This is a genomic window from Granulicella aggregans, assembly GCF_025685565.1.
Lineage (GTDB): Bacteria > Acidobacteriota > Terriglobia > Terriglobales > Acidobacteriaceae > Edaphobacter > Edaphobacter aggregans_B.
The window spans coordinates 1,631,121-1,653,631 of record NZ_JAGSYE010000001.1 but is presented as its reverse complement, the minus strand read 5'-3'; the positions used below and the strand labels follow the sequence as shown (position 1 = coordinate 1,653,631).

General features: G+C 54.5%; 19 protein-coding genes, 1 tRNA gene and 2 pseudogenes. 10 read left to right on the top strand and 12 right to left on the bottom strand.

The window, feature by feature from the left end; genetic code table 11:
* Positions 1-4: 4 nt before the first annotated feature.
* Complete coding sequence (locus OHL18_RS06515; protein ID WP_263374010.1) at positions 5-652, bottom strand: hypothetical protein; 648 nt, start codon at positions 650-652, stop codon at positions 5-7.
* 172 nt (positions 653-824) lie between these two features.
* On the opposite strand from OHL18_RS06515, the gene OHL18_RS06510 reads away from it, so the two are divergent.
* Positions 825-1,097 (top strand): oxidative damage protection protein, encoded by a 273-nt coding sequence (locus OHL18_RS06510; protein WP_184215047.1) that lies wholly within the window; start codon positions 825-827, stop codon positions 1,095-1,097.
* Positions 1,098-1,294: 197 nt separating this feature from the next.
* Positions 1,295-1,371, top strand: a tRNA-Pro gene (locus tag OHL18_RS06505).
* Positions 1,372-1,438: 67 nt separating this feature from the next.
* On the opposite strand, the gene OHL18_RS06500 is transcribed toward OHL18_RS06505, so the two are convergent.
* From OHL18_RS06500 to OHL18_RS06480, 6 genes are all read right to left on the bottom strand, one after another.
* On the bottom strand, positions 1,439-2,617 hold the full coding sequence (locus OHL18_RS06500; RefSeq protein WP_263374009.1) for a tyrosine-type recombinase/integrase: 1,179 nt from the start codon (positions 2,615-2,617) through the stop codon (positions 1,439-1,441).
* An 18-nt stretch (positions 2,618-2,635) separates the two neighbouring features.
* Entirely contained in the window at positions 2,636-2,785 is a 150-nt protein-coding gene (locus OHL18_RS23250) for a helix-turn-helix domain-containing protein (RefSeq protein WP_396274235.1), read from the bottom strand.
* A 459-nt stretch (positions 2,786-3,244) separates the two neighbouring features.
* The gene (locus tag OHL18_RS06495; protein WP_263374008.1) at positions 3,245-3,775 is read right to left on the bottom strand and encodes a hypothetical protein; all 531 of its coding nucleotides are present in this window, start codon (positions 3,773-3,775) and stop codon (positions 3,245-3,247) included.
* A gap of 136 nt (positions 3,776-3,911) precedes the next feature.
* The gene (locus OHL18_RS06490; RefSeq protein WP_263374007.1) at positions 3,912-4,616 is read right to left on the bottom strand and encodes a protein rep; all 705 of its coding nucleotides are present in this window, start codon (positions 4,614-4,616) and stop codon (positions 3,912-3,914) included.
* A gap of 275 nt (positions 4,617-4,891) precedes the next feature.
* Entirely contained in the window at positions 4,892-5,605 is a 714-nt protein-coding gene (locus OHL18_RS06485; protein WP_263374006.1) for a hypothetical protein, read from the bottom strand.
* 66 nt (positions 5,606-5,671) lie between these two features.
* Positions 5,672-6,247 (bottom strand): recombinase family protein, encoded by a 576-nt coding sequence (locus OHL18_RS06480; protein ID WP_263374005.1) that lies wholly within the window; start codon positions 6,245-6,247, stop codon positions 5,672-5,674.
* 275 nt (positions 6,248-6,522) lie between these two features.
* Here OHL18_RS06480 and OHL18_RS06475 point away from each other — a divergent pair, with 275 nt between their 5' ends.
* The 4 genes from OHL18_RS06475 to OHL18_RS06460 all read left to right on the top strand — a co-directional run bounded on the left by OHL18_RS06475 (position 6,523) and on the right by OHL18_RS06460 (position 13,085).
* Complete coding sequence (locus tag OHL18_RS06475) at positions 6,523-7,842, top strand: hypothetical protein (RefSeq protein WP_263374004.1); 1,320 nt, start codon at positions 6,523-6,525, stop codon at positions 7,840-7,842.
* The gene (locus OHL18_RS06470) at positions 7,839-9,233 is read left to right on the top strand and encodes a hypothetical protein (RefSeq protein WP_263374003.1); all 1,395 of its coding nucleotides are present in this window, start codon (positions 7,839-7,841) and stop codon (positions 9,231-9,233) included. Before OHL18_RS06475 ends, OHL18_RS06470 begins: the two co-directional genes overlap by 4 nt.
* Positions 9,234-9,437: 204 nt before the next feature.
* Positions 9,438-12,095, top strand: a complete 2,658-nt coding sequence (locus OHL18_RS06465; protein WP_263374002.1) for an nSTAND1 domain-containing NTPase — start codon at positions 9,438-9,440, stop codon at positions 12,093-12,095.
* An 804-nt stretch (positions 12,096-12,899) separates the two neighbouring features.
* Positions 12,900-13,085 (top strand): hypothetical protein, encoded by a 186-nt coding sequence (locus OHL18_RS06460; RefSeq protein ID WP_263374001.1) that lies wholly within the window; start codon positions 12,900-12,902, stop codon positions 13,083-13,085.
* A gap of 161 nt (positions 13,086-13,246) precedes the next feature.
* On the opposite strand, the gene OHL18_RS06455 is transcribed toward OHL18_RS06460, so the two are convergent.
* From OHL18_RS06455 to OHL18_RS23245, 5 genes and pseudogenes are all read right to left on the bottom strand, one after another.
* Complete coding sequence (locus tag OHL18_RS06455) at positions 13,247-14,929, bottom strand: FAD-dependent oxidoreductase (RefSeq protein ID WP_263374000.1); 1,683 nt, start codon at positions 14,927-14,929, stop codon at positions 13,247-13,249.
* 54 nt (positions 14,930-14,983) lie between these two features.
* Positions 14,984-15,553, bottom strand: a complete 570-nt coding sequence (locus OHL18_RS06450) for a YkgB family protein (protein ID WP_263373999.1) — start codon at positions 15,551-15,553, stop codon at positions 14,984-14,986.
* A gap of 96 nt (positions 15,554-15,649) precedes the next feature.
* The gene (locus OHL18_RS06445) at positions 15,650-15,793 is read right to left on the bottom strand and encodes a hypothetical protein (protein ID WP_263373998.1); all 144 of its coding nucleotides are present in this window, start codon (positions 15,791-15,793) and stop codon (positions 15,650-15,652) included.
* A 3-nt stretch (positions 15,794-15,796) separates the two neighbouring features.
* Positions 15,797-16,309, bottom strand: a complete 513-nt coding sequence (locus OHL18_RS06440; RefSeq protein ID WP_263373997.1) for an alpha/beta fold hydrolase — start codon at positions 16,307-16,309, stop codon at positions 15,797-15,799.
* Positions 16,310-16,374: 65 nt separating this feature from the next.
* Positions 16,375-16,662, bottom strand: a pseudogene (locus OHL18_RS23245) (response regulator); the annotation flags it as partial.
* Between the two features lie 582 nt (positions 16,663-17,244).
* Between OHL18_RS23245 and OHL18_RS06435 the strand changes: the two are divergent.
* The 4 genes and pseudogenes from OHL18_RS06435 (at position 17,245) to OHL18_RS06420 (ending at position 22,252) form a co-directional block, all read left to right on the top strand.
* Positions 17,245-17,442, top strand: coding sequence for a hypothetical protein (locus OHL18_RS06435; protein WP_263373996.1), 198 nt, complete (start codon positions 17,245-17,247; stop codon positions 17,440-17,442).
* A pseudogene (locus OHL18_RS06430) lies at positions 17,403-17,624 on the top strand (DUF1348 family protein); the annotation flags it as partial. The gene OHL18_RS06435 and the pseudogene OHL18_RS06430, both read left to right, overlap by 40 nt.
* Positions 17,625-17,643: 19 nt before the next feature.
* Positions 17,644-18,258, top strand: coding sequence for an FMN-dependent NADH-azoreductase (locus OHL18_RS06425; RefSeq protein WP_263373995.1), 615 nt, complete (start codon positions 17,644-17,646; stop codon positions 18,256-18,258).
* Between the two features lie 616 nt (positions 18,259-18,874).
* Positions 18,875-22,252 carry a sensor histidine kinase gene (locus OHL18_RS06420; RefSeq protein WP_263373994.1) on the top strand — a complete coding sequence of 1,126 codons (3,378 nt, stop codon included), beginning with the start codon at positions 18,875-18,877 and terminating at the stop codon, positions 22,250-22,252.
* Positions 22,253-22,511 lie beyond the last annotated feature (259 nt).

The following is a 22,511-nucleotide window of genomic DNA, read 5'->3' as shown; positions in this document are numbered from 1 at the left end:
TCCCTTATGATTTTGGCGGCGTCTCTGGCGGCGTCTCACCGATCTGCTTCCAGACCTCCCAAGGCTGTGCCAGCGCGTTCGACGGCACAAAGTCCAACTCGCCGAAAGAGCGCGAAAACTCCGCAACTACATTCTGGTACAGCTGCTGAATCTCCGGCGGCCGGGCGAGTTCATCACAGAAACACACCTCCCACTCCGGCTGCCATGTCTTTGTGTGAACTCCAACGCGGTTCTTCCAGAGTGTCCGCAGTTGCGCATTCTGGCCCCACTCCCTCCCAAACGTCTTGAAGCAGGCATGGGTAAAAGCGCGAGCATTATCCGCCCAACTGGCGGGAAAAAGCGGCGCCGCCAGATGCAGCTTCTTGTCCAACTCGCGTTTCAGCTTGATCACATCGGGCGGATCCATCTCCCGCCACTTGCCCACATAGGTGAAGTAGCAAAGAAGATCGTTCAGCATCGGCGCGATCTCGTCGTAGATCGCCAGCCGCCTCTCGATGATCTTCTGATTGGCAATCTGTTTATTGTGCAGCCGCTCGGCGGCTCGCTGAAGATAAAAGCCCAGGCCAGCCACGGCCGCCGGCGTTAGCAGGCCGATCGCAAGTTTTGCGACTTCCAGTGAATTCCAGGGGTCTACGGATGGACTCAATTGCATGGGAACTCCGTCGGAGAAACCTGCTTCAGCGCTTCTCTGGTCATCGGGAATTTTGGAGCCTGAAGTGTACCTCACCCGCCGCAAGAAAAATGACTCAGCCGGAAGAAAGAGACGGCGACCCCACAGTCCAGCCTTCGCCTTACAATAGAACTCTCAGGAGATTCCGCACACAATGGCACACATGGTTTTCTGCGTAAAGTACAAGGCTGAGATGGAGGGTCTGGACGAAACCCCGTTCGACTCCGACTTCGGCCAGAAGATCTACAAGAACGTCAGCAAGAAGGCTTGGGGCGAGTGGGTCGAGCGCCAGAAGATGCTCCTTAACGAGTACCGCCTCCAGCCCTGGACCCGCGAGGCCCAGGACTTTCTCGTCGAGCAGATGAACGAGTTCTTCTTCGGCGAAGGCGGAGCCCTGCCCAAGGAATTCGTCGCCCCTACCCACTGAACGGCCTTTATCCAGGTCCGTGCCCCATTCATCGCGTCGTTGTCTTACGCGATGAGTGGGTCGGCCACCACCCTTTATTGAGCCGCGCTTCCTCCGGCCTACACCCCGTATCGTGTACACTTGATCTTGCAACATACCCCGCCGTCTGAGGCCTGAATCCCCCGATTCTTGAGCCTGACAGACGGCAGCAATACAGTCGGGACGTGGCTCAGCCTGGTAGAGCGCACCCTTGGGGTGGGTGAGGTCGCTAGTTCGAATCTAGTCGTCCCGACCATTACTTTCAATCACTTACTGGTTTAGAAACCCACGAATGGGAACAAGCGTGGGAACGGCAAGGAACACTAAGCTGACATGCACGTTGGAAGACTCGCACTTCCCGCTCCGGCGATGAGGTCTGATAAAGCGTTCTGTCCCTGCCGCTTGTCTTCTGTCACGGCCTGAGCGTACAGCTCCATCGTGATCCCGGCCGTTGCGTGGCGCATTAGTTCTTGTGTGGTCTTCACACTTGAACCAGACGACATTAGGAGCGATGCTGCCGTGCGCCTGAATGTATGCCAGCCGATACGCTTATCAATCCCCAACCGCTTTGCTGCGGGTAGGATATGACGACGTAGAACCATATCCGGCCAGTAAGGGTGCTTGCCAAAGGACATAGGGCTTGCGAATACCCAGTCTGAGGCATCGGAGTAGCTGGTTTGCTGTCGCCAATTCTTCAGGGCAGCCGCAAGGAAATCAGACATCGGCAAAGGCTTCCTTGAGGTCTCTGTCTTCGGTTGCCCCTCAATCTGGTCAACCAGACTGCGAACGATGCGGATAGTCCGACGTTCAAAATCCATGTCTTCCCACTTCAACCCAAACAGCTCACCTCGCCGCATACCAGTTATGGCCGCCAGCAGGGTGACAGTCCGAGCGGGTTCGGAGAGTTCCCCCAAGATGGCACGTATCTCTTCAGGCGCGAGGACGGCCGGCAACTCTACGCGCTTACTGCTACACCGCACCAGAGCAATGGGATTGTTGGCTGCCCATTCATACCGCATTCCGTGGCGGAACAACGTCCCAAATACGCCCTTGACCTTGGTTTTGGTCGCTGGCGCATATGGCAGAGACTCCAGCCATCTCTCAACCGCAACCGCCGTCACGTCTTTCAATCGGTAGACTCCCCATTTCGGAAGAATTAGATCGTCCAGGTTGTGCCTGTAGACCTGTCGCACTCTCGGGGTGTGCCTCCCACTCTCAAGCTCAACTTGTTTGTAGTGGGCTATGAGTTCTGCAACGGTGTGATTCGCTTGTGTGGCGGTAACAGTCGAATTGATATCGAGCCGCAATCCATCCACTGCCCGCTGTGCTGCCGACTTCGTTTTGTACTCGTCGACGGTCCCGACGATGCGCTTACGTTGACAGGTTTGCCCATTGCCTACAGGCTCGCGCCAACGATAGACCCACACGTCAGATCCTCTGTTTCTCGTCTCTTTTGTCAAAGAACCTTGTTGGTAGCGATTGCGCTTGTGGATTAGTTTCATGCTGCCCTCTTTTTCGGTTTAGGCAGCGCGAACGGCAATGCCAGTGTATGCGGTTGCGAGCCATTCGTTAAGTTGGGAGGCTCGGAAGGCGACTCGACGGCCGAGGCGGAAGAATGGGATTCTGCCCTCCCTCGCCCACCGCAAGATGGTGACGGGGTGGACGCTCAAAAGAGCGGCCGCCGCGCTGGCTGGCAGGAGAGGTTCAAAGCTGGCAACGGGCTGATCATTTTGTGTAGGTAGATTCTGAGTGGGCAATAGTCTTTACTTTCTCCCGGTCTACGGGACTCTCCCAAGAGGGCTGAGGGAGAGGCTTGAGGTAAGGGTTGGTTGAGGAGCCAGCGCCCACAACGGCGTCACGTCGTGGGCGATCAGGCGTGACTCAAAATCAACAACTAGGCTTGGGACTTGGTCTAAATTCCCCTAATCTCGGGTGATCGAACCCGAAGCCCCCGTGAAGAAGCGGTTTGCGGGGTTGCAATGGCGCTCAATCGCTGGAACTGTGCAGACTCTGCACGTTGGGTTCACGTTCGTATTTTGTTGGCATAAAAAAATGACTAGCGCGTGGGTCGCGGAGGGCCGACTCGTCCCGGAATCGACCCACCCCCTCCTCCCGTTCGTCAGGCGACGTCAGACCAGACAGGTTTGCAGAGCCCACGCCTGAAGGTTGACCAATCGCTCGGCGCGAGACGAAACCAGCTCCCAACAAACGTCAAACCGGAGAAGCTGCCGTCTGAATTGAGCGAAGTCGCTGACCGTCGACTCGGGAGCGGCCGGGAGACTGGTCTCTCCCACGACAATCAGTTCTTGGCTATCAGTGAAAATCCGCAGGGGTAATTTCGGAGTTTCTGGTCGAATTGGGCCGGACGATGATTGAGCATCGCCAGGATCGGACATTGACAGGGTTCCAGCGGCGAGGTGGTCGTCGATAAAACGGCCTACCCTGGAGTTGGTCAACATCTCTAGCCCACGCATGGTCGCGGCGATCAGACCAAAATGCGGCCCAAGGCTACTACGAACACTGCGATGGTGCTGGATCTCCGTTGGGCCATCAAGGGCATAGGCGAACATCAAAGGCATCGCGGTTACGGTGAGAGTTACAGGCTCCGGAGGGCACAGTTCTGCCGCAACCGGCTTCGGCTGTTTTGCTAGACGTTTCATAGGTTCCTTTTTAGGGTGAGTTGTCCCCAAGCGGCCGTGAGGCCGAAGTGGCACAACATGATTTCAAGGGATTCCGAGCCGAGACCTAGAACCTGCAGAGGGTTGTAGTCAGAGCCGGCGATTGAAGGGGTGAGGGTTAGGCGTGTAGCTCGCCAGAGAATCTGGTTACTCCCACCAACGCATTGATCCGCTCAATGAAAAGGTGGGGGTTGGCAAGCAAGGTCCGGTAGCTGTCTATTATCCTCCAGGGTGTCGCCCACTTCGTGCAGTAGTGGATGACTTTGGCTATGTCCTGAGCTGTTCTTGGCACTCTCTCTGCCACAAAGCTCAGGTTCGGTTTGGGTTTACGAGCGTTCGATCGGACAAGAGGGACAGTGGGATCACGCTTCCTTGGCCTAGGGCAGCATTCTTCCCACAGCTCAATCCACTCGCGTTCAGAGATACGGTGTCTGCCCTGGTGCATCGGTTCTGTGACAACGAGCGTATGAACGTGGCAACAGGGATCAACCCGATTGGTCTTGTGGGCTATTTCCAGCACGCTGAAGCTGGAGATGACCCTGTTCTTTAGGCGTGGATGTCTCACGATTCGATTCATCCCCAGCATCGCTGCCTGTGATAGCTCCCGGACATCGGAACCATCCTCGGCGGCACCGGTGAGGAACCAGAGCTGGCGAGAAGGAGCAACCTCAAGCAGAGCCGGCAACTCCCTTTTGAGGTGGCTACGCTGCTTCCATACCCTCCGACTCGCGCACTTTATGCAAAATGCTGACTTGCAATGAGTCCAGCCGTAACAGTCCCTTACGCGGATCGAATCGCGGTCGAAGCCATGACGCTGGAGCAACCCCGATATATCGTTTGAGATCCTTTCTAGCGGATCAAAATATGCAGACAATGAGTTTCCGCGATGGGGCTTGGTGCGCCCTCGCTAAGTGACAGAAAACAGAATGGATGCTGTCTCCTTAGGCACGAGTGTGTTCGATTCTCGGCATGACGTATTACAAGATGCAGCCAGCTCCCCAACCTCCCGAGTTCAAAGTTATCAAGCGGCGGCAATTTCTAAAACCGAACAAAATCGGGGGTTTTAGGCCGATTTTGTCCGTCGGACATACGGCCAGATTAACCGTGAACCAGCTTGAAGAGTTGTTCCCCGCTTAACATCCGTTCCCGAACGTCCTTCGCGTCGACCTCTTGCGCTACGCCGGCCGCCGAGTAACCGGCACGAAGGAGGCCAGCAATATCCTCATAAGTAAGCGGGTGCCGGTCTCTCATTCCCTTCACTGAGACGTAGAAGCTTTCGCTGACGTCCGATCTCCTACCTCGATGCGCGTTGCGTTTGAAATGGTCTTCTAGCTCTAAACCCAATCGAGCGCACTCGCCAAGGCGTTCCCCCAATTCACCCATCTGCGTCGGCCAGCCGGGCGAGTCGTAGACTAAGACTCCTGGGTATGTAGTCTCCGAAGTTTTCAGTTCAGACGTTGCCCTTGCGACAGAACGATTTATCTTCGCGAGTGTGCGGCGAAGTTGGTCAGCCTGTAATTGGGCTGCTTCGATTTCTTCGGGGCGTCGTTTTCCGTCCTTTACAGCTCCCCAAACGAGGCTCACAAGATCCTCTTGACTCTCACGTTGCTGGTCAATCCTGTCCCAGGCAGCTTGGAGAAGATGATCTTCCGATACGAACTGGAGAAACTTCAGAACCCACTTGTTGCTGTAATCCGGCTTGAACCAGTCGCTCTCAAACTCTGTGTAGTGCTGATATTGATCGGGATCGTAGGAGTCGATTTCTGTCTCTTGCTCGACATGCCCGGCGTTTGAAGAGTTCACATCTGACATCGAGATTTCCCCAGACTGATTTGGTACGAGTTGCTGGTAGCAGCAATTTGGTTTTGGCTAAGAGTGTCACTTGACCGGCGCGTGCTGGTAAAGCGTTTGGCGTGAAATCCCGAACTCCCGAGCAAGGCCAGCTCGTTTCTCACCGTCGGCCACACGCCTACGCAGCTCACTTGCACGCTCAGGAGTCAGAGACGGCCTGCGGCCTCGATAGACGCCGGCCTTCTTTGCAATCTCAATCCCTTCCCGCTGACGCTCCTTAAGCATAGACCGCTCGAACTCTGCCACTGCCCCCATGACCGACAGCAACAGCTTTGCGGCAGACGTATCGTCGCCCGTGAAGATTAGGTTTTCTTTCTCGAAGCGCACTTGAACGCCTCGTTCAGTAAGGTTCTCCACCATCGTTCGCAAATCGACCAGGTTGCGCGCCAACCGATCCATACTGTGAACGATCAGCACGTCGCCGTCCCGCAGATACTCAAGTGCCGCCTGAAGCTGTGGCCGCTTCACATCCTTGCCGCTCGCCTTGTCGGTAAAAGCTTTGTCGAGTTCAACCCCTTCGAGCTGCCTGGCAGCGTTCTGGTCAGCACTGCTTACCCGAATGTACCCGACTCGTTTGCCACCTCGTCTTGCCGCTGCCACCATCGCTCCTCCCCGGAGTGTCAGGTTAGACTCTAAGACCTCCCGTGGCTGATGTCAAGTAATTCACTTTCGACCCTATACTGACGCTAAATGCGTTGCCAGGTGTCAGGTGATGCATGTCAGTTTGAGGTATACCTAACACTGACACCCAAACGCGGAGAAAGATCGCGGCTGACGAACCAATCCCCCGGTGTCCCCACGTTGTCTGTGTAGCGATACCTCGTCTACGATCTATCATTCACAAAGAGATCCAAATAACTGAACCGCAGGGGATACGGATGCCACAGGTAGCTGAGCAGGTGCGCCGAGGAAGTTGGGCTATCGCCTTATATAAGGCAATTAGCTGTTTCGATTCAGAAGATCCGGTTTTCGAGGATTATGAAGCCGTTATTTTGGCGGCTAAGGTTGCCGGGTTTCTTTCATCGGTGCGTTCGCTGACCGAAGGAGAAGTGGACGGCCCTAGATTCGAAATATTCCGCAAATATGCCCGCTTGAAGAGCAGAGAGGCAACGGAAGGTCTGGTTCACCTCGAAGCTCTGGGGGCAATCGCAGTGCACAGGGATTCCAGCGTCTCTCCTCCCGCAGTCCTACGTGTTGACGCGCTAGTTCGTGAGAAGGCGGAGGTCATGGCAGTATGCTCACGGCTGCTGGATCGGTACAACATTACTCGAAATGCAAGAGCTGCGCTGGAAGTCTTGGAATCCACGGTGCATGTACCGACGCCGATGGGTCAATTGACCCAACACTTGGCCACTCTAGGTTTTTCGGATTCCGAGATCAACAGCGCCATCCATACGCTTGTAGCAATTCGCATCCTCGGTAAGACCGCAGAGACAGAGGGCGGAGATGCTCTAACATACAGTCCGCACGTTTACAAGAGTAATGTTTCAGATGCTTACAAGGTTATCAAGGGATTGCCGCAGGCTCAGAGGGATGAAGCGACAGAGATATTACGGCATGTCCAGCGAAAACCCGGCTTCCCATTCCCAAAAGGAACAAATAACCAGGTTGTAACTCTACTCGTCAACGTTGGGATCATAGACGTGTCTGCGATCTCACTTAAATCTGGAAACACGATCCGCGAGTTTCCGACCGCGCCAGACGCTTGGGGCATTTTTACCAACGCTAAAGGAGAGGGTCCAAGTCGCGACCTGATCGACGATTCAAAATTACTGTTGAATTCACTACGCTACGGCCAAATCTACTCGACGCAAGATCGTGGGAAGATTATGCAGCCCGCAGTCCTAATAAATTCTCTCCTGCGGAACGGACAGGTCGGGCCAGCGACCGCGATAGGAGAGGACTATCCTTTGCCGCTTGCGAGGGGCATCGTAAGTGTGGTCGAGTCGAGAATATACAGTGGGCGATTTCATATGGAGCTCAGAAAACAAGATGTTGTTGAGTCGGTGCGGGACGTGCTGGAGCAAAATGTAATTCTCCCCCCTCCAGAATCGGTACCATTGAAGCTTCTGGAAGGCGGAGGCAAGAACTTCAGCTCCCCAGATGCCGTGAGGCTTAAGAGGGACCTGCCCAAGGAGTTCGTCGACTTGAGGGACGGGCTAGCATTTGAACTACGTTCTTATAGGAACAGGCGATGAGTAAACCTAGGAACTCTGCAAGAATACCCGAAAAGCAACCGTCGCTGCCCAAGCCGAATGTTGCTGCCGGCGATGCCTTAGAATGTCGCGTCGCGCGACTCTTTATACACATGGGATTTTTTGTGCGGAAGGGACGCCAAATATACACTGCCGAGTATCTGAATCACGCCACGGATCTCGACGTCTTAGCAATCAAATATTCCGAGCTTTTCCGACCGGAGATGCGTATCCTGGAGTGCAAAAGTGGGGGCGAAGGCCCCCTAGACCGCATTTTTTGGTTAGCGGGGCTAAAACAGTACGTGAACGCAAGCAGTGCGACGCTTGTCCGGCGTAGCACGAAGTGGGATATCAAGGATTTCGCCAAGGAGGCAGGAATCGAAATACTGGATCTACCCCGCCTCGAAGAACTAGAAAAGGCGATCGGAATCCCGTCAGAGATTTGGCTTGGCGTATCAGATAGCAATTTTTTCAAAGCCCACGAGGCCGAATGGCAAAAAGCTCTGAAGGTCGAACCAGCTAATCGCGAGTTGTACCTAACTCTCGCGGGTGAAGTCCGGTTTCACGAGCCATTTGCTGGGATAAATTTCCTACTACACTATCTTCGTTCCTTGTCTCGGCAGCTCAGAGAGCAACGCTTTGTATCCGAATCGCTGACAAAGTTTCTCATCTCTGAATGCGTGGCGCAATTGAGCATGTTCCTGATGAAGATATGTGAACGCTCAAATGGGTTATCCCCCTTAGAGCGCGACGGCTTTATTCAAAAAGGACTGACCTATGGGCATATAGACGCCAAGTTCGCGAAGCGGATCTTTCGGGCAGCGCATCGGTTGACATCCGAAATGGTTTACCAGCACACAGGCATACACCCCGCTCTTGAAGAGTCTGCCTTTGCCATGCCAACCTCACCGTATATCTTGGAGATTCAGCAAATCGTTAAGATGCTCATTGAGGCTCCGCAACTTGCTGCCACATTTCCGTCAATAACCGACCTCTTGATATCCGAACGTTTCCTCAAACAACGCGACGGGATAGAGTCTCTGAAGCTGCACCGCAATTCCGATATCAAAGGCCGAGTAGGCATCGTGAATGAATTTCTCCGGATCCTTAAATCGATTGATGCGATTCCAGATTCGCTGTACCAACCCGTTCGCCGAGAGCATGTTGATTCGGCGAGCGACCCGGCACAGACAGGCTCTGAGTCGAAGGGCGATCATGAGGCGTCACAGTCTATCGGCCCACAGGAGCATCTAGAGTTGCCGGCCGCTACCTCCTCACAAGGAGTGAAGACGGTAAACAACGGAGAGACCGAAAGGCCGAATGCACCCTTGGCTAATGCACAACGGCTCTTTGACGAAGTGGAGCAGGAAGATACAGAAGTCCAGCGGTCTTAGGGGTTTCCAACCATGGATATCTCGGCTTGAATAAACCTGCTTCGCCTCACCATTGTTACTTACTTTGGGTCAGGTCGCCGCCCGGAACTCGGTTAAGCTTGGATGGACCTGTCTGCGCTTAGCCAGTTCATTATCAACGTGTGTTGCCTAGCAGCCTCATGCGTCTTCTGCCATGCTGCGTCGAGAAGCCACCTGAGAGGATAGATGATCAAGCAGGTACAGATAATTCCGGATCCTTCCGCAACTCAACAGTCCAAAGGCGACTTCTTCGAAAACCTGTTGCGTTCTGTGATGGAGACCCAACGCTATAAAGTGGTCCAAAGAGTCAATTTCACCGGAAGCGAAATTGACCTTCTATGCGAGCACTTGGATCGGCCAGCTGATACGGCGCTTGTTGAATGCAAGGCGCGCACGAGCATTGATTCGGGCGATATCAAGAATTTCTCATTCAATGTGCTTGTGGCAAAGCATGCCAAGTACGGATTTTTCGTCCACACAACCGAACTTCAGCACCAGGCTGCCGGCCTTGTTCCGACGATAAAACACAAGAATCTGATATTCTGGGGACCCGACAAAGTCTGCGAGCTTCTCCAGCACGCGCGACTGGTCGGCCCCGCCCCCTCTCATGCTGCACCCGCCGGAATGACGCCGACAAAGCTGATCCTGCTGTACTCGTATTTGGGTCGTTTCTGGATTACGATTCTCTCCGACACAGTGGTTCCTACGCATTACCATGTGACTCCAGCATCCGGTGGCGAACTGTCAGCCGACGCAGCGAGATTCATCGCGGACCTCGATGACGTACGAGGGCTCGACAAAGTAGAGGAGCAATCCGTCGAAATAGCAAAAACTTTTGCAGCCCCCCTCGATGCTGTCGCTGAGATACAGGAGGCTGAGCAGTGGGACGACTATCGGCCAGTCGGCTCGAAGTTTTTTATCGGCAGAAAAGACGTAAGACACCATCTTTACTCTTTTCTGCACACACCCCTCGAATCAACTTCAGCTAGAAGGGTTTTCTTTATCGAAAGCAAATCTGGTTGGGGCAAGAGCTCGTTGATAGCGGAACTAAGGGCACGCAGTCGGAACAAACGAAACAAGCACTGGCTCCATGTCATGGCAGTTGATTCGCGGTCCGCCAATACCGGTGCTTTTGTGGGCATGGCATTTGCGAAGATGGTGGCCTCTGCGGCAAAAAGTGGGTTCGTCCCGCCCCAATTTAGTCGTGCGAATGTCGCGTCTAACTACGATGTTCTTGCCTCCCCTGAGGCACGGGCTCTTCTCGATTGGCTTTCAGAAAACCGCAAGGTCCTAGTTCTCGTTTTCGATCAGTTTGAGGACATGTTTCGCAAGGCGGACCTGTTTCAGGCGTTCCATAAATTCATGTTGGACGTTAACGCCGAGTCCGGGAACTTGATTGTTGGGTTTAGCTGGAAATCTGAGATTAACGTCCCAATTGACAACCCGGCGTATAGCCTATGGCAGCAAGCTCGCGACTTGGCTGAGCCCTTCGGGGTTGACGCAATGTTAGACTCCGAAATCAATTTGGTTCTCCGGCAGCTCGAGGACGAAAGCGGCCACGCTGTCCCATTTGACCTGCGCAGGAAACTGAGCGAAAGCTCCCAAGGATTTCCATGGCTGATCAAGCGTTTATCAATTCACTGCTACCATCAGCTGCGTAAAGGAATTCGCCCCGACGAACTGGTGGATCAAAACCTAAACGTCGATGAATTGATGAAGGAAGACGAAGAAATACTATCGCCCGATGAGATTCGCGCTCTTAGATACATCGCGAAGCGAGGATATGAGGGCGACCCCTTCGACGCTGCTGAGATTGACGAAAAAGTAAGCGAACAAGTTATCCAGCAGCTTCAACTGAACCGGCGTCTAATCGTCAAGTCCGGAACAAAATACAACGTCTACTGGGACATTTTTCGTGACTATCTCGTGGAGGGGAAGATTCGCCCGATTGGGGAGAGCTTTTTGTTAAGGCAGTTCCCGACGCCATGCGTTAAGACCCTGAAGTTTCTTCTCGGGCGAAGAACCGCCAGCCTCGATGAGATCCTTGCCGGCTCGCCGGGGCTCAGTGAGGGGACGGCGCTGAATCGTCTCCGCGAGCTCCGGTACTTGGGTGCGGTCACCAAGGCCCAGGATGAGGACCGGTATACCATCCGACCAACGATTCAAAGCGAAGATGATTTCAAGGCGTTTATGCGAGGCAGACTCCAGGAGCATATATTGGCACGAACTCTGGCGCGGATTGAAGGAGACACAATTTCGCATGAGGATGTTGTCGAAGCCCTTAGCCTAGCATTTAAAAGATACAGTTTTCGTGCCAAGACATGGCGGACATATGCCAGCTATTTCATCGCCTGGTTCCGATACGCTGGCGTGGATTTTGGTCGGCGGCTGCGGCTTCTCCCCAAGCGACCTGCAGGCGCGGCAGTGTTTATTCCGCAGTGGCGTCCAGAGAAGGACTACGAGGTGCTACTTCGGTTCAAAAACCTTGGCAGAATTTTGAGGACGAAAGATTTGGAAAAGCCACTGTATGACTTAAGGGCTCTTGGTCTGATCGAGAACGACGGTCCCGATGCGGCGCTGACGAAACGGGGATCCAGCCTGCTCCAGATTGAAGAAAAGGGGCTGAGGGCGCAGATTGCGTTGGTGGCCTTGGGGCTCCCGAAGGTTCGGTTGGCAAGCGAGGCTTGGATGCTTGATAGAACGGGCGCTGGAAAAGGCTTCGAAGCTGCCATCGCCCCGGCGCTCAATTCGATTCCTTCCAAGTCATACAGAAACGTTGCGAAGGCGGTCCTCAAGACATGGGGACGTTTTATTGTGGAGGAGCTGAATCCCCGGGTGTTGTAGACCCGGCTCATAGTCGTGAGGTCCTCGAAAATCTGGTTCTCGGAAGCGATCCGCGCCGGGTATTCTCAGTTGACGAAAAACCTACTTGGATGTTGAAAGACTCCGCACGAATCAGCTCAATTTCATGAGATATGTATGGCGCTCCGAGGCGTTTGGCACCATCGTTTGAGCATGCTGTTGGGGATCATCTTTGTGAGGATTAAAGCTCATTATGGGTTATCGCAACCGAACGGTGCGCGAATACGTGGCTGGGTTGGAGATCCAGACCCATGGAGGAACCGACGCAAAACCTGGATAAGGTGTCCGACACGGATCCGGCTCTACATATGCGACCAGCCATCGCAATCGTCTCGTGACCTGCTGCTTTCTAAGAACCGACGTCAGGACGGCGCACGACAGCTAAATACCGGCTAACATTTCAGGCTGTCGCTGACGAAAATTTGAATTCGTGGGCTTGGCCACCGTTCGCGCTGCGGTTGCAATGCGAGGCCAGTCCGAAGGAACATTCGTGGGAACAGTCTGGGAACACTATGGGTTTCGATCGGTTGCTACCAGCTTCCTAATGCACTGCAAAATCAGTCGTAGTTGGCTAGATTCCCGTGCGGCCTGCGTTGGGGTGGGTGAGGTCGCTAGTTCGAATCTAGTCGTCCCGACCATTCTTCCATTTGACTTTTTGGAAGATCAGTTGAATGGGTATCTGTATGTAGGCGTTACACTTAGCGCATCCACGGAAAAGTTCGAACACATCATTCTGAGCAGTTTGGCTGTTTCCGTCGGATCTTGGCTAAGATAAAGATAATAAGCATGATCCGCAAGTTCGAACACCTTCTCGGCATCCAGTGCCCGATTGGTCGTTCCGGCGAGAGTGAGCCCGTCCAAGGCCATCCTTACCTGCTGTTCTTCCATCTACCAGTCGCCCATCTTCCGCTTCCAGAAGTCTTCGGTGACCTTGCCGTCGAGCTTGTCGGTATCAATATCGCTTGGCAGTGACTATCACAGCTTTCCATTACATTCGTTCAGTGATGGTGGCTGTATACCCAGTTCTCTGCTGTCCTTTCCGCACATAGGAGAGCGGCCCTGTGGGCCGCCCCTCGAATTGAGCATGCCACCTGCGAAGGTGCAGGGATGAACGCCGTTGAAGCTTAGGGAGTCTAGGTCTCCGCCAGAAACCTATGAACGAGGCTGACTGCGTTAGCCCCTTCACCCACCGCCGAAGCCACACGCTTCACGCTGCCGGCACGGACGTCGCCGACCACGAACACTCCCGGAAGACTGCTCTCCAGTCTCTGCGGCGGACGGGAGAGCGGCCACGCCTGACCGGTGTCTGATTTCATTTCTAGCGGCAAGTCGGGGCCAGTCAGAACAAAGCCCTTCTCGTCGAGGGCGACGCAATCCTGAAGCCACGCGGTGTTGGGTGAAGCGCCCGTCATGACAAATACGTGATGCACTTGGACGCATGATAAAGTCTGGGTGACCTTATCCCTCCATAAGACTTCTTCAAGATGGTTGTTGCCAGCAAGCTCCGTGAGTTCCGTGTTGCATTGCAATTCGATGGCCGGGTTATTTGAGATCCGTTGAATGAGATATCGGGACATCGTCGAAGCCATGTCGGCTCCGCGAACCAGCATGTAAACCTTGCGTGCCGTCTGCGCGAGGAACACTGCTGCCTGCCCAGCGGAGTTACCTCCGCCAACCACCACGACATCCTCACCCTCGCAAAGCTGGGCCTCCAGGTACGTCGCTCCATAGTGAACACCATTGCCTGCAAATCGATCGATCCCCGGCACATCCGGCTTGTTATAGCGGGCGCCGGTGGCTATGACGACCGATCTGGTAAATAGAAGGCTCCCGTCGTCCAGCACTAATTCGAAGGGTGTCCGGCGGCAACGAAATTCGACGACAGAATGCGCAACTGCCAGTTTTGCCCCAAACTTTAGCGCTTGCACCTTTGCATTTGCTGCGAGTTCTTGCCCGGAGATGCCTGTAGGAAACCCGAGGTAGTTCTCGATTCTCGAGCTCGATCCCGCTTGTCCTCCCGGCGCATGGTGCTCAACGATGAGCACGTCGAGACCTTCGGAGGCCGCATACACAGCAGCAGCGAGACCCGCCGGACCGCCGCCTACCACGATCAAGTCGCGCAGCAGACTATGATCGATACCCTGGTTCAGGCCAAGGCACTTTGCCAGTTCCATCGTGGAAGGATTGCGGAGCACCGTCTCCCCATTGCAGATGACGATCGGTACTTCCTCGATCTTGACGGCGAGGCGATCCAGCAGGTCCTGAGCGGATGAGTCGGTATCGAGGTCGACGAAGTTATACGGGTGACCGTTTCTCCCGAGGAACTCCCGGAGCCGCATCGAGTCTGCCGAATGGCGAGAGCCGATGAGCGCAGCATTGCCAAGTTGTTTCCGGATCAGCGATAGCCGCCGGAGCATAAACGCTCGCAGAAACAACTCCGCCAATTCGGAGTCCCTTGCAACGACGGTTCGAAGCGCTTCAGGTCTGATCTTCAGAACCTCGCCTGCCTCGGTGACCCTGGCGAGGACGATCATCTTCTGCTCCGCGATCATGGCGGACTCGCCCGTGAACATACCCGGGCTGAACGTTGCGAAGTAGCGCTCACCGTTCAAATCTGGCTGAACCACTTCGACATGAGCAGTGAGAAGGATGTAAAGAGATACGCCGACTTCACCAGGACGATACAAGATGTCCCCGCACTCCACCCTGCGTTGCTCGGAGAACGGACGCAGACGTTCGATCTGTGCATCCGTGAGGACCGGAAAGGTCTGTGTCTCGGCGATGAGCGGGCTCTGCAATAATGGCGCAGACGACATTTTGATCCCTCGTAATCCTGAGTTACTTTGCCCTCCGGCCACCGATTGCAATCCTCAGCGATTCAAGGCGGCTTTGGCGGAGTCGGCAAGCGTGACCACTGCGGCTGCCATCATGATTGCGTCCTTAATGAGGAGCCGGCCTGCTATTGAGAGGTAGGGAAATCCGTGGTTAGTATCTCCGAGGGCGGGCACCCACACCTCTGGAGTTGTCACAAGGAACGACAGCGTCGTGAACGACATAAGGATGAGCAACAGACTCCCGACAGCAGAGATCCCTGGACTTATGGGATAGAGAGCGATCAACAATCCGATTAAGATGATGGCTATTCCCAAGCCATGCGAAAAGATATATGTACCATTCTGCACATGCCATTCACGATTCTGTGGCTTCAGTTCTCCCTCTCTGTTCATGTGGGATCGATACTCGGTGGGATGGCGATACAAGAATCTCATCACCGGACTGTTGGCGACCAAGGGTACGATTCCGTCTGCTTCATAGTCTGCGAATTTCAGGCCGCCAATCCAGACTAAGACGATCACCAAGGCGACGCGTAAGAGTCCTATGCCGAAGCTGTCGAGCTTCGCTGCCAATGAAAGACCTTCGAATATCCATGTGCGTACCATCGACTACTCCTCCAGATTTTTCCCGTTGGTTAGTGGGTCGCTGCAACTCCGACTGAAGCCTACTTACTGTCGACTAATCGCTTCGAAGCCGCTTCATTACGATTGGAGAAACGCCAGCAGGTCGGCGTTCACCTGGTCCGCCATCGTTACCCTCATGCCGTGCGGACCATCCGGATAGACTTTCAGCGTCGCGTTCTTGACGATCTTCGAACTCAACAGGGCCGAATCCTCGATGGGCACAATCTAATCCGAATTGCCATGAAGGATGAGCGTCGGAATGCCGATATTCTTCAAATCTTCGAGCAGGTCGGTCTCCGAGAACGCTCCTATAAATTCATAGGTTGCGATGATCGAAGACTGTATACCAATCCGCCAGAAAGCTTCTTTCACACCCTCCGAGACCCTGGCGCCAGGCTTGTTATATCCATAGAAAGGGATGCTGACGTCTATCAAGAATTGGGATCTATAGGCAGTGACGCCCTGCCGAAGGCCATCGAAGACCGAGATCGGAAGTCCTCCTGGGTTCTGATCCGTCTTCAGCATCAATGGCGGGATTGCACCGACCAACACCAGCTTCGAGACTCGCTTGCTCCCGTACCGGCCAACGTAGCGCGTTACCTCGCCGCCCCCGGTCGAGTGTCCGACCAACATGGCGTCCTTCCGATCAAGTGCTTCGATGAGTTGTGCGAGATCATCGGCGTAGGTACCGTAACCATCTCGGATGGCCGGCGTAGATCGCCGCACTCCGTCAGGCAAGTCACGATCTCGATCAGTCGATCGAAACTACAAGCGCCTTTTGGATAAAAAGCATCTGCCGCAACGCCTGATGGTATGTCGGCACCCGCATATGCTCCACTCATCGCGACAGCCGCCACCGACGGAAAGCGATGCCGCACTATGGACAACAGTTCGAATCCGGACATGCCTGGCATTTGGAGGTCCGACAGCAGAACGTCGGGCAGGCGATCTCGCATCGTAGCTAGTGCGGTGAAACCGTCTGAGGCCGTGCGAACAGAGAAGCCGCATTCCCGAAGCATCTCAAGCAAAACGCTCCGAAGCAGGGGACTATCGTCAACAACGAGGATGTCGCTTGTCCTAGTCACGATCATCGTCTTCCTTTCTCAGTATTTCGTAATGTCGGTACATGCAAGGCGCCTTGGATAGGTGGATAGCGGCGTGAATCGTAATAGAGCGCCAGCCGTTCTCGTCCGCCGGTAGAGGGCAACTATCGACCTCACCGAATGCTTCGAGCCAATGATCTGCTGCGCGGTCAGCTGCGGCGACTCCATAGAGCCTGCTGACTGCAGCAACGAACGCACTCAGCTCCCTTGCGGCACGATCGAGTGATCTGGAACATGAGGCCCGTCCACCAATCGGTTCTGTGCGAAATATCGCGGTAGGTCCTGCTGCGATCAGTGGAGTACAGATCATTGCGCCTCCCGTTTATGACACTTGAGCTTGGCACTATGACTCAACACACAAGCTACTTCTCCGGGCCCGGTCTCGCTATCATGCCTTTCTCTTATAACGAGGCTTACGTGTGGAAGAGTCATAGACCAGCATTGGGCTAGTAGGGAAAGGTCAGGGGGTCTAATACAAAGACCTTATAGCCACGGGCGCTCTGACGGGATTAAGGTCGTCGGCAAGGCAAGTTAGCTTCGGCCTGCCCAATCCTCCAGGAGCCAGTCCCCATGCGCAACGACCTCACCCCATCCGTTCCCGTTCCCGTTCACTATCCAACCATCCGCGTCCATGAAGTCGACATCTTCTATGACGAAGCCGGCACGGACACCTCGCCGTCCGCTTCGCTTATAAGTATCACGACGACTCCGGTAACTGGTTCAGGGCCTGCGGAAGCGAAAATTGGGAGTTTGACGAACAGGGTCTGATGTACGCCCGATTCGCCAGCATCAACGAATTACCAATCTCCGAGTCTGATCGCGAGCTGCGCTGGCCGCTTGGTCACCGCCCTGACGATTATCCAGGGTCGACGGCCTGGGGTTGTAGAGAGTCGCCTTTCCACGCCAGCAAAGAGGTTAATCACTTCCACCGGAACACTCACCCTCACTGATGAGCCATAGGAGGTTCACATGCCGAAGTTACTTACGATTCTTGCCAGCCCGCGCGGGGAATATTCGATATCCCGCGCTCTTGCCGCGGAATTCACAGCCGCTTGGAGGGACAAGCACAAGGAAGGTGAGGTGATCGAGCGCGACTTGTTCCAAACGGAGTTGCCATTCGTTGACCTGCCCTGGATCGCCGGTGCATATACACCGGTGGAGGATCACTCTCCAGCGGTGGCTGAAGCGATTTCCATCTCAAACGAACTGATTGCCGAGCTTTTTGCGGCCGACTACATCCTCATCGCGACGCCGATGTACAACTTTTCAACGCCTGCAATCCTGAAGGCCTATATCGATCATATCGTCCGATTCAACCTAACCTTCAGTGCAAGTTATGAAGGTCTGCTTAAGGGAAAGACGTGTACGGTAATCATCGCCAGCGGAGGGGTGTATACGGCGGGGGCCTTTATGGAATCGTGGGACCGAGAGACCTCCTATCTCAAGATGATCCTGGGTTTCATCGGCATATCGGATGTCGACTTCATTCACGCGGGCGGCTCAAACGATGTGGCTCAGGGCAAGGTGAAACAACAGGATCTTGTGGCCTCGTTCATTCCCTCGGTGATTGCAGCTGTCGAATGACAAGGTCTCGAGCATGGTTGGAACACTAGCCAGGTTGCAATCCTCGCGGTTCAGAGAACACCTTTATGCGATTCAATCGTGGATCGAGGATTTCGCGAAGGCACCTCATAGCGTCTGGCGTATCCGCCGCGGCACTTGCCTTTCTTACACCCCTTCAAGGAATAGGAGAGGAGCAAGGGATCGTGCCGACAGTGTTACGTAAGGCGGCCACAGCCCAAATCACAATACAGGGACTTACAAGGAGAACCATTGTTTATTGAATACCCATTAGGTGGAAGCATCGGTGGATCGGAATATGGGGTGAAGGGGCCGATGCACAGATCGGCTGGTTGGAGTCATCGAGGACGAGTGTCCAAGGCGAAGCTACAAGCCTCCAACGCTGCTCCAACATGAAGGAAGGGGGCTACGACGACAACTCGCAGAAGCAGGAGCGCGATGCCCGGAAGCCCGTCGGGAACATCGATAACAGACTTTGCACATTCGTGAGAAAACCCGCGCGAGCCTCATCGCCATTCTCCAAAGTAGGTTTGACTAATCTCTCTTGCGAAGGCTGTTTCGGACCTTCCTCTGCAAACCTATCCCTCAGCGAGCTAATCGAAGGGCGGGAGGCCGGAAGTTGGACGACGTCGAGGCAAGGTCAAATTTCCTTGTCGCTTGGAGCACTGCGAATGCGGTATATCTGCAATCAGCAACCGTGAAGCGGGTTCATGCGATGAAGTGTCTATGGCGGTCTTTCAAATCGTTCGATGGACCACCGTGGTCACTGCCAAAACTCTATCCTGCCCTAAGTACGGTGTTGTTTGTTTGCTGTGCCGTTTTCGGGGCTCAGGCAGAAGCCGGGAATTCTCCAAAGAATGCTGGCGTCAATCAAAGTCAGCAGCAGATCGGCTCTCTCCCGCGCGATTTTGGAGTTGTGATTGGCCACGACATTCGCTTCAGGCGGCTGCCCGCCAGTACCGGCATGTCGCAAACTCGGGTTTCTTCAGTTGTACAGGACGGTCTGGGATTTTTGTGGTTCGGGACCCAGTACGGTCTGGATCGTTTCGACGGCTACAAGTTCCGCGTCTTCAAGCATGAGCCAGGACGAAACGACAGTCTCAGTGGGGTGTACATCCGCAGCCTATTTGTCGATCATTCGGGAACTCTGTGGGTGGGATGCGATCAATCTCTTGACCGCTTCGATCCTGTAAACGAAACCTTTTCGCACTTCATTATCGAACCGCAAGTTCAGGGTGGGGTACCCACACCGGTAACGCAGATCAGCGAGGATCGCGATGGGATGCTCTGGCTTTCGACTTCCAGAGGCCTTTACCGGCTTGACCCAGCGAGCGGAAAGATTACGCACTTCGTCCATGAATCCGGAAACGACGCCACGATCTCGCACAACGATGTGAATTCTACCGGAGAGGATCGTTCTGGGCACCTCTGGGTCGCGGACGGCGGCGGGCTAGACGAGATGGATCGCAAGACTGGCAAGGTGGTTCGGCACATCGCCGATTCGGCTGGCATTTGGGAATTTCACGAGGACAAGCTTGGGGAGTTTTGGGTCACAACCCCCTCAGACTCCTGCACGCTGGCGACGCTGGACCGCAGAAGTAACAGGCTAGTATGTCATGCGGTCTATCGGGATCAAGATGGAGTCCGGACACCGATCCACATCGTTAACATACTCGAATCGCGGGACGGTACGATCTGGTTTTCTTCTCTGGGCTCAGGCTTGCTGAAGCTGGACAGGGCGCGGAGGCAGATCGTCCGCTATCGAAGCCAACCTTCGGATAGTGAGAGTATCGGGTCAGAAAATGTGATTTCCATATTTGAAGATCGGGAGGGTGATATATGGACTTGTTTTCAGGAAATGGAGCCAGACTTCTTTAGTGAAAGAGCACCGCAGTTCGAGGGCTTCACCCAGAAGCGAGGCAGCCTCGTCAATCCCTTAGTAACAACGATTTATGAGGATCGGTACGGCATCCTCTGGATTGGCTCGATGGGCGGTCTCAACCGCATCGACCGACGCGCAGGCACGAATACAGTTCCTATAGGAGTCGGCGTGGGAAACGAAATCCTTTCGATCGTTGAGGATCACTCGGGAGACTTATTGGCAGGGACCTATCATCGGGGAGTCGAGATCATCGATCGAGAGACAGGTCAACTGAGGCCATATTTGAGCCGTCCCGACGCGAACAATCTCAACAACAATCCGATTATGCGACTAATGTTTGACCGTGAAGGGACCCTGTGGGCGGGCACCTATGGAGGCGTCAGCCGACTGGACAAGGCAAAAGATACCTTCGTCACGTTCACTCCGGACGCACAATCGAGCGTCAAATACTCGGCAATCGCAGAGGACCGAAAAGGGATGCTTTGGCTGGGGGCTCAAACCGGCCTGCATCGCTTCGATCCGAAGACCGGTCAATTCAATGTCTACCAACACAACCCTGACGATCCCCAGAGCGTGAGCGACCTCCGAGTGAATTCTGTCACATTTGACCGGACCGGGACGCTTTGGCTGGGTACTCAAAACGGACTGGACAAATTCGATATTGAAACCGGAAAGGCCCACAGTTTTTATGAAAGAGATGGGCTGGCCGGCAACGTGGTGAGTTGCATTCTGGAGGATCAGCGAGGCGATTTATGGATGGGGACCAACAACGGGTTGTCGCGATTCGATCCGAGGACGCAGCGGTTCGTAAACTTCTCGGTCGCGGACGGCCTACCCGGATCTGACTTTACGGGCTGGTCCACATGCTTTCAGAGTCCGCAGGGCGAGATGTTTTTTGGCGGATTCAGCGGAGCAACTGCGTTTTTTCCCGATCGGATCGAAGACTCCTCGTACGTTCCAACAACTGTGCTGACCGACTTTCAGCTTGCAGGAGTTTCGGTTCCGATTGGGCAAGATTCTCCTCTGAAGCAGTCGATTGCCTATTCAAATACGGTTCAGCTTTCACATAGGCAAAATGGCTTCTCGATCGAGTTCTCTGCGCTGAGCTACTTCAACACCACAACAAACCGATACCGGTACAGATTGGACGGACTGGACAGCGAGTGGCACGAAGTGGGAAGCGATCAGAGGATCGCGAGTTACACGACGCTGCCGAAGGGCGACTATACATTTCGAGTTCAGGGCGCAACCAGCCGAGGGGTCTGGTCCGACCCCGGAATCGCACTTCATATTGAAATATTGCCTGCGTTCTGGGAGACGTGGTGGTTCAGAAGCGCGAACGGAACTGCGATCTGCCTGGTCTTATGGGGCGTCTATCGCTTCCGGGTCCATCAGATCCAAGAGCAATACAATATCCGTCTGGCGGAGCGGTTGAGCGAGCGCAATCGAATCGCACGTGACTTGCACGATACTTTACTTCAGGGGTTTCAGGGATTGATCCTGCAGTTTCAAGCCGTGATGGCCAGCATTCCCCGCGATCACACAGCACATCGGGTTATGGAAAAGGTGCTGGATTCCGCGGATGAGGTATTGCTGGAAGGTCGGCAAAGCGTGCAGGGACTCCGTCAAGAGAACATCCACAGTGGAGAATTGTCCGAACGCCTTGCCCGGTGCGGTGAGCAATTGGCACTGAGTCATCCGGCAGAGTTCCGATTCTCCGTACTCGGCAAACCACAAGAGCTTGACGCGATCGTACACGATGAGGCGTATCTCATTATGCGGGAGGCATTGGTCAACGCATTTACCCATGCGGCCGCGGCAACCATTGAGGCCGAGATTACCTACTCCCATTCGGGCGTGCGGATGATCGTCCGGGACGACGGCCGAGGTATCGATACGAAGATTCTTGAGAGCGGGCGAATCGGGCACTGGGGGCTCAAGGGCATGCGCGAGCGGGCCGAGTACATTCGCGCCGAACTAAAGATATGGAGCCAGTCCGGCGCCGGTACCGAGGTGGATCTATGGATACCTGAGTGGATTGGATTGCCACATAATCGAGAACATTCACTTCGGCGGCGAATTCAAAGACTCTTGAGTGGCGGAAAAGCCACCTGATCGAGGAAAACCCGAGGTCGCAATTTACACTTGCGAACTCTTTCCACAGCAGCAGCCCTGGCTTCGCGTGGTGAGCCAAAGGAAGCCTGAAGGAGATGGAAACACAGTGGCAATGTCGAATTGTGTACCCCTCGATTGGTAACTTGGTCAATCGATTCAAAGTGTATGTCCTCAAATCTATAGACGCCGATTGACCTTTTCACCCAGAGGAATGCGCTGGGAGCCTGCTGTACGGCCTAGACCGTGCTAGCGCCACTCT

Excerpts from the sequence above, each read along its gene's own strand:
- OHL18_RS06515 (WP_263374010.1), bottom strand. The coding sequence starts at position 652 with ATGCAATTGAGTCCATCCGTAGACCCCTGGAATTCACTGGAAGTCGCA.
- OHL18_RS06510 (WP_184215047.1), top strand. The coding sequence starts at position 825 with ATGGCACACATGGTTTTCTGCGTAAAGTACAAGGCTGAGATGGAGGGT.
- OHL18_RS06500 (WP_263374009.1), bottom strand. The coding sequence starts at position 2,617 with ATGAAACTAATCCACAAGCGCAATCGCTACCAACAAGGTTCTTTGACA.
- OHL18_RS06495 (WP_263374008.1), bottom strand. The coding sequence starts at position 3,775 with ATGAAACGTCTAGCAAAACAGCCGAAGCCGGTTGCGGCAGAACTGTGC.
- OHL18_RS06485 (WP_263374006.1), bottom strand. The coding sequence starts at position 5,605 with ATGTCAGATGTGAACTCTTCAAACGCCGGGCATGTCGAGCAAGAGACA.
- OHL18_RS06480 (WP_263374005.1), bottom strand. The coding sequence starts at position 6,247 with ATGGTGGCAGCGGCAAGACGAGGTGGCAAACGAGTCGGGTACATTCGG.
- OHL18_RS06475 (WP_263374004.1), top strand. The coding sequence starts at position 6,523 with ATGCCACAGGTAGCTGAGCAGGTGCGCCGAGGAAGTTGGGCTATCGCC.
- OHL18_RS06470 (WP_263374003.1), top strand. The coding sequence starts at position 7,839 with ATGAGTAAACCTAGGAACTCTGCAAGAATACCCGAAAAGCAACCGTCG.
- OHL18_RS06465 (WP_263374002.1), top strand. The coding sequence starts at position 9,438 with ATGATCAAGCAGGTACAGATAATTCCGGATCCTTCCGCAACTCAACAG.
- OHL18_RS06460 (WP_263374001.1), top strand. The coding sequence starts at position 12,900 with ATGATCCGCAAGTTCGAACACCTTCTCGGCATCCAGTGCCCGATTGGT.
- OHL18_RS06455 (WP_263374000.1), bottom strand. The coding sequence starts at position 14,929 with ATGTCGTCTGCGCCATTATTGCAGAGCCCGCTCATCGCCGAGACACAG.
- OHL18_RS06450 (WP_263373999.1), bottom strand. The coding sequence starts at position 15,553 with ATGGTACGCACATGGATATTCGAAGGTCTTTCATTGGCAGCGAAGCTC.
- OHL18_RS06435 (WP_263373996.1), top strand. The coding sequence starts at position 17,245 with ATGCGCAACGACCTCACCCCATCCGTTCCCGTTCCCGTTCACTATCCA.
- OHL18_RS06425 (WP_263373995.1), top strand. The coding sequence starts at position 17,644 with ATGCCGAAGTTACTTACGATTCTTGCCAGCCCGCGCGGGGAATATTCG.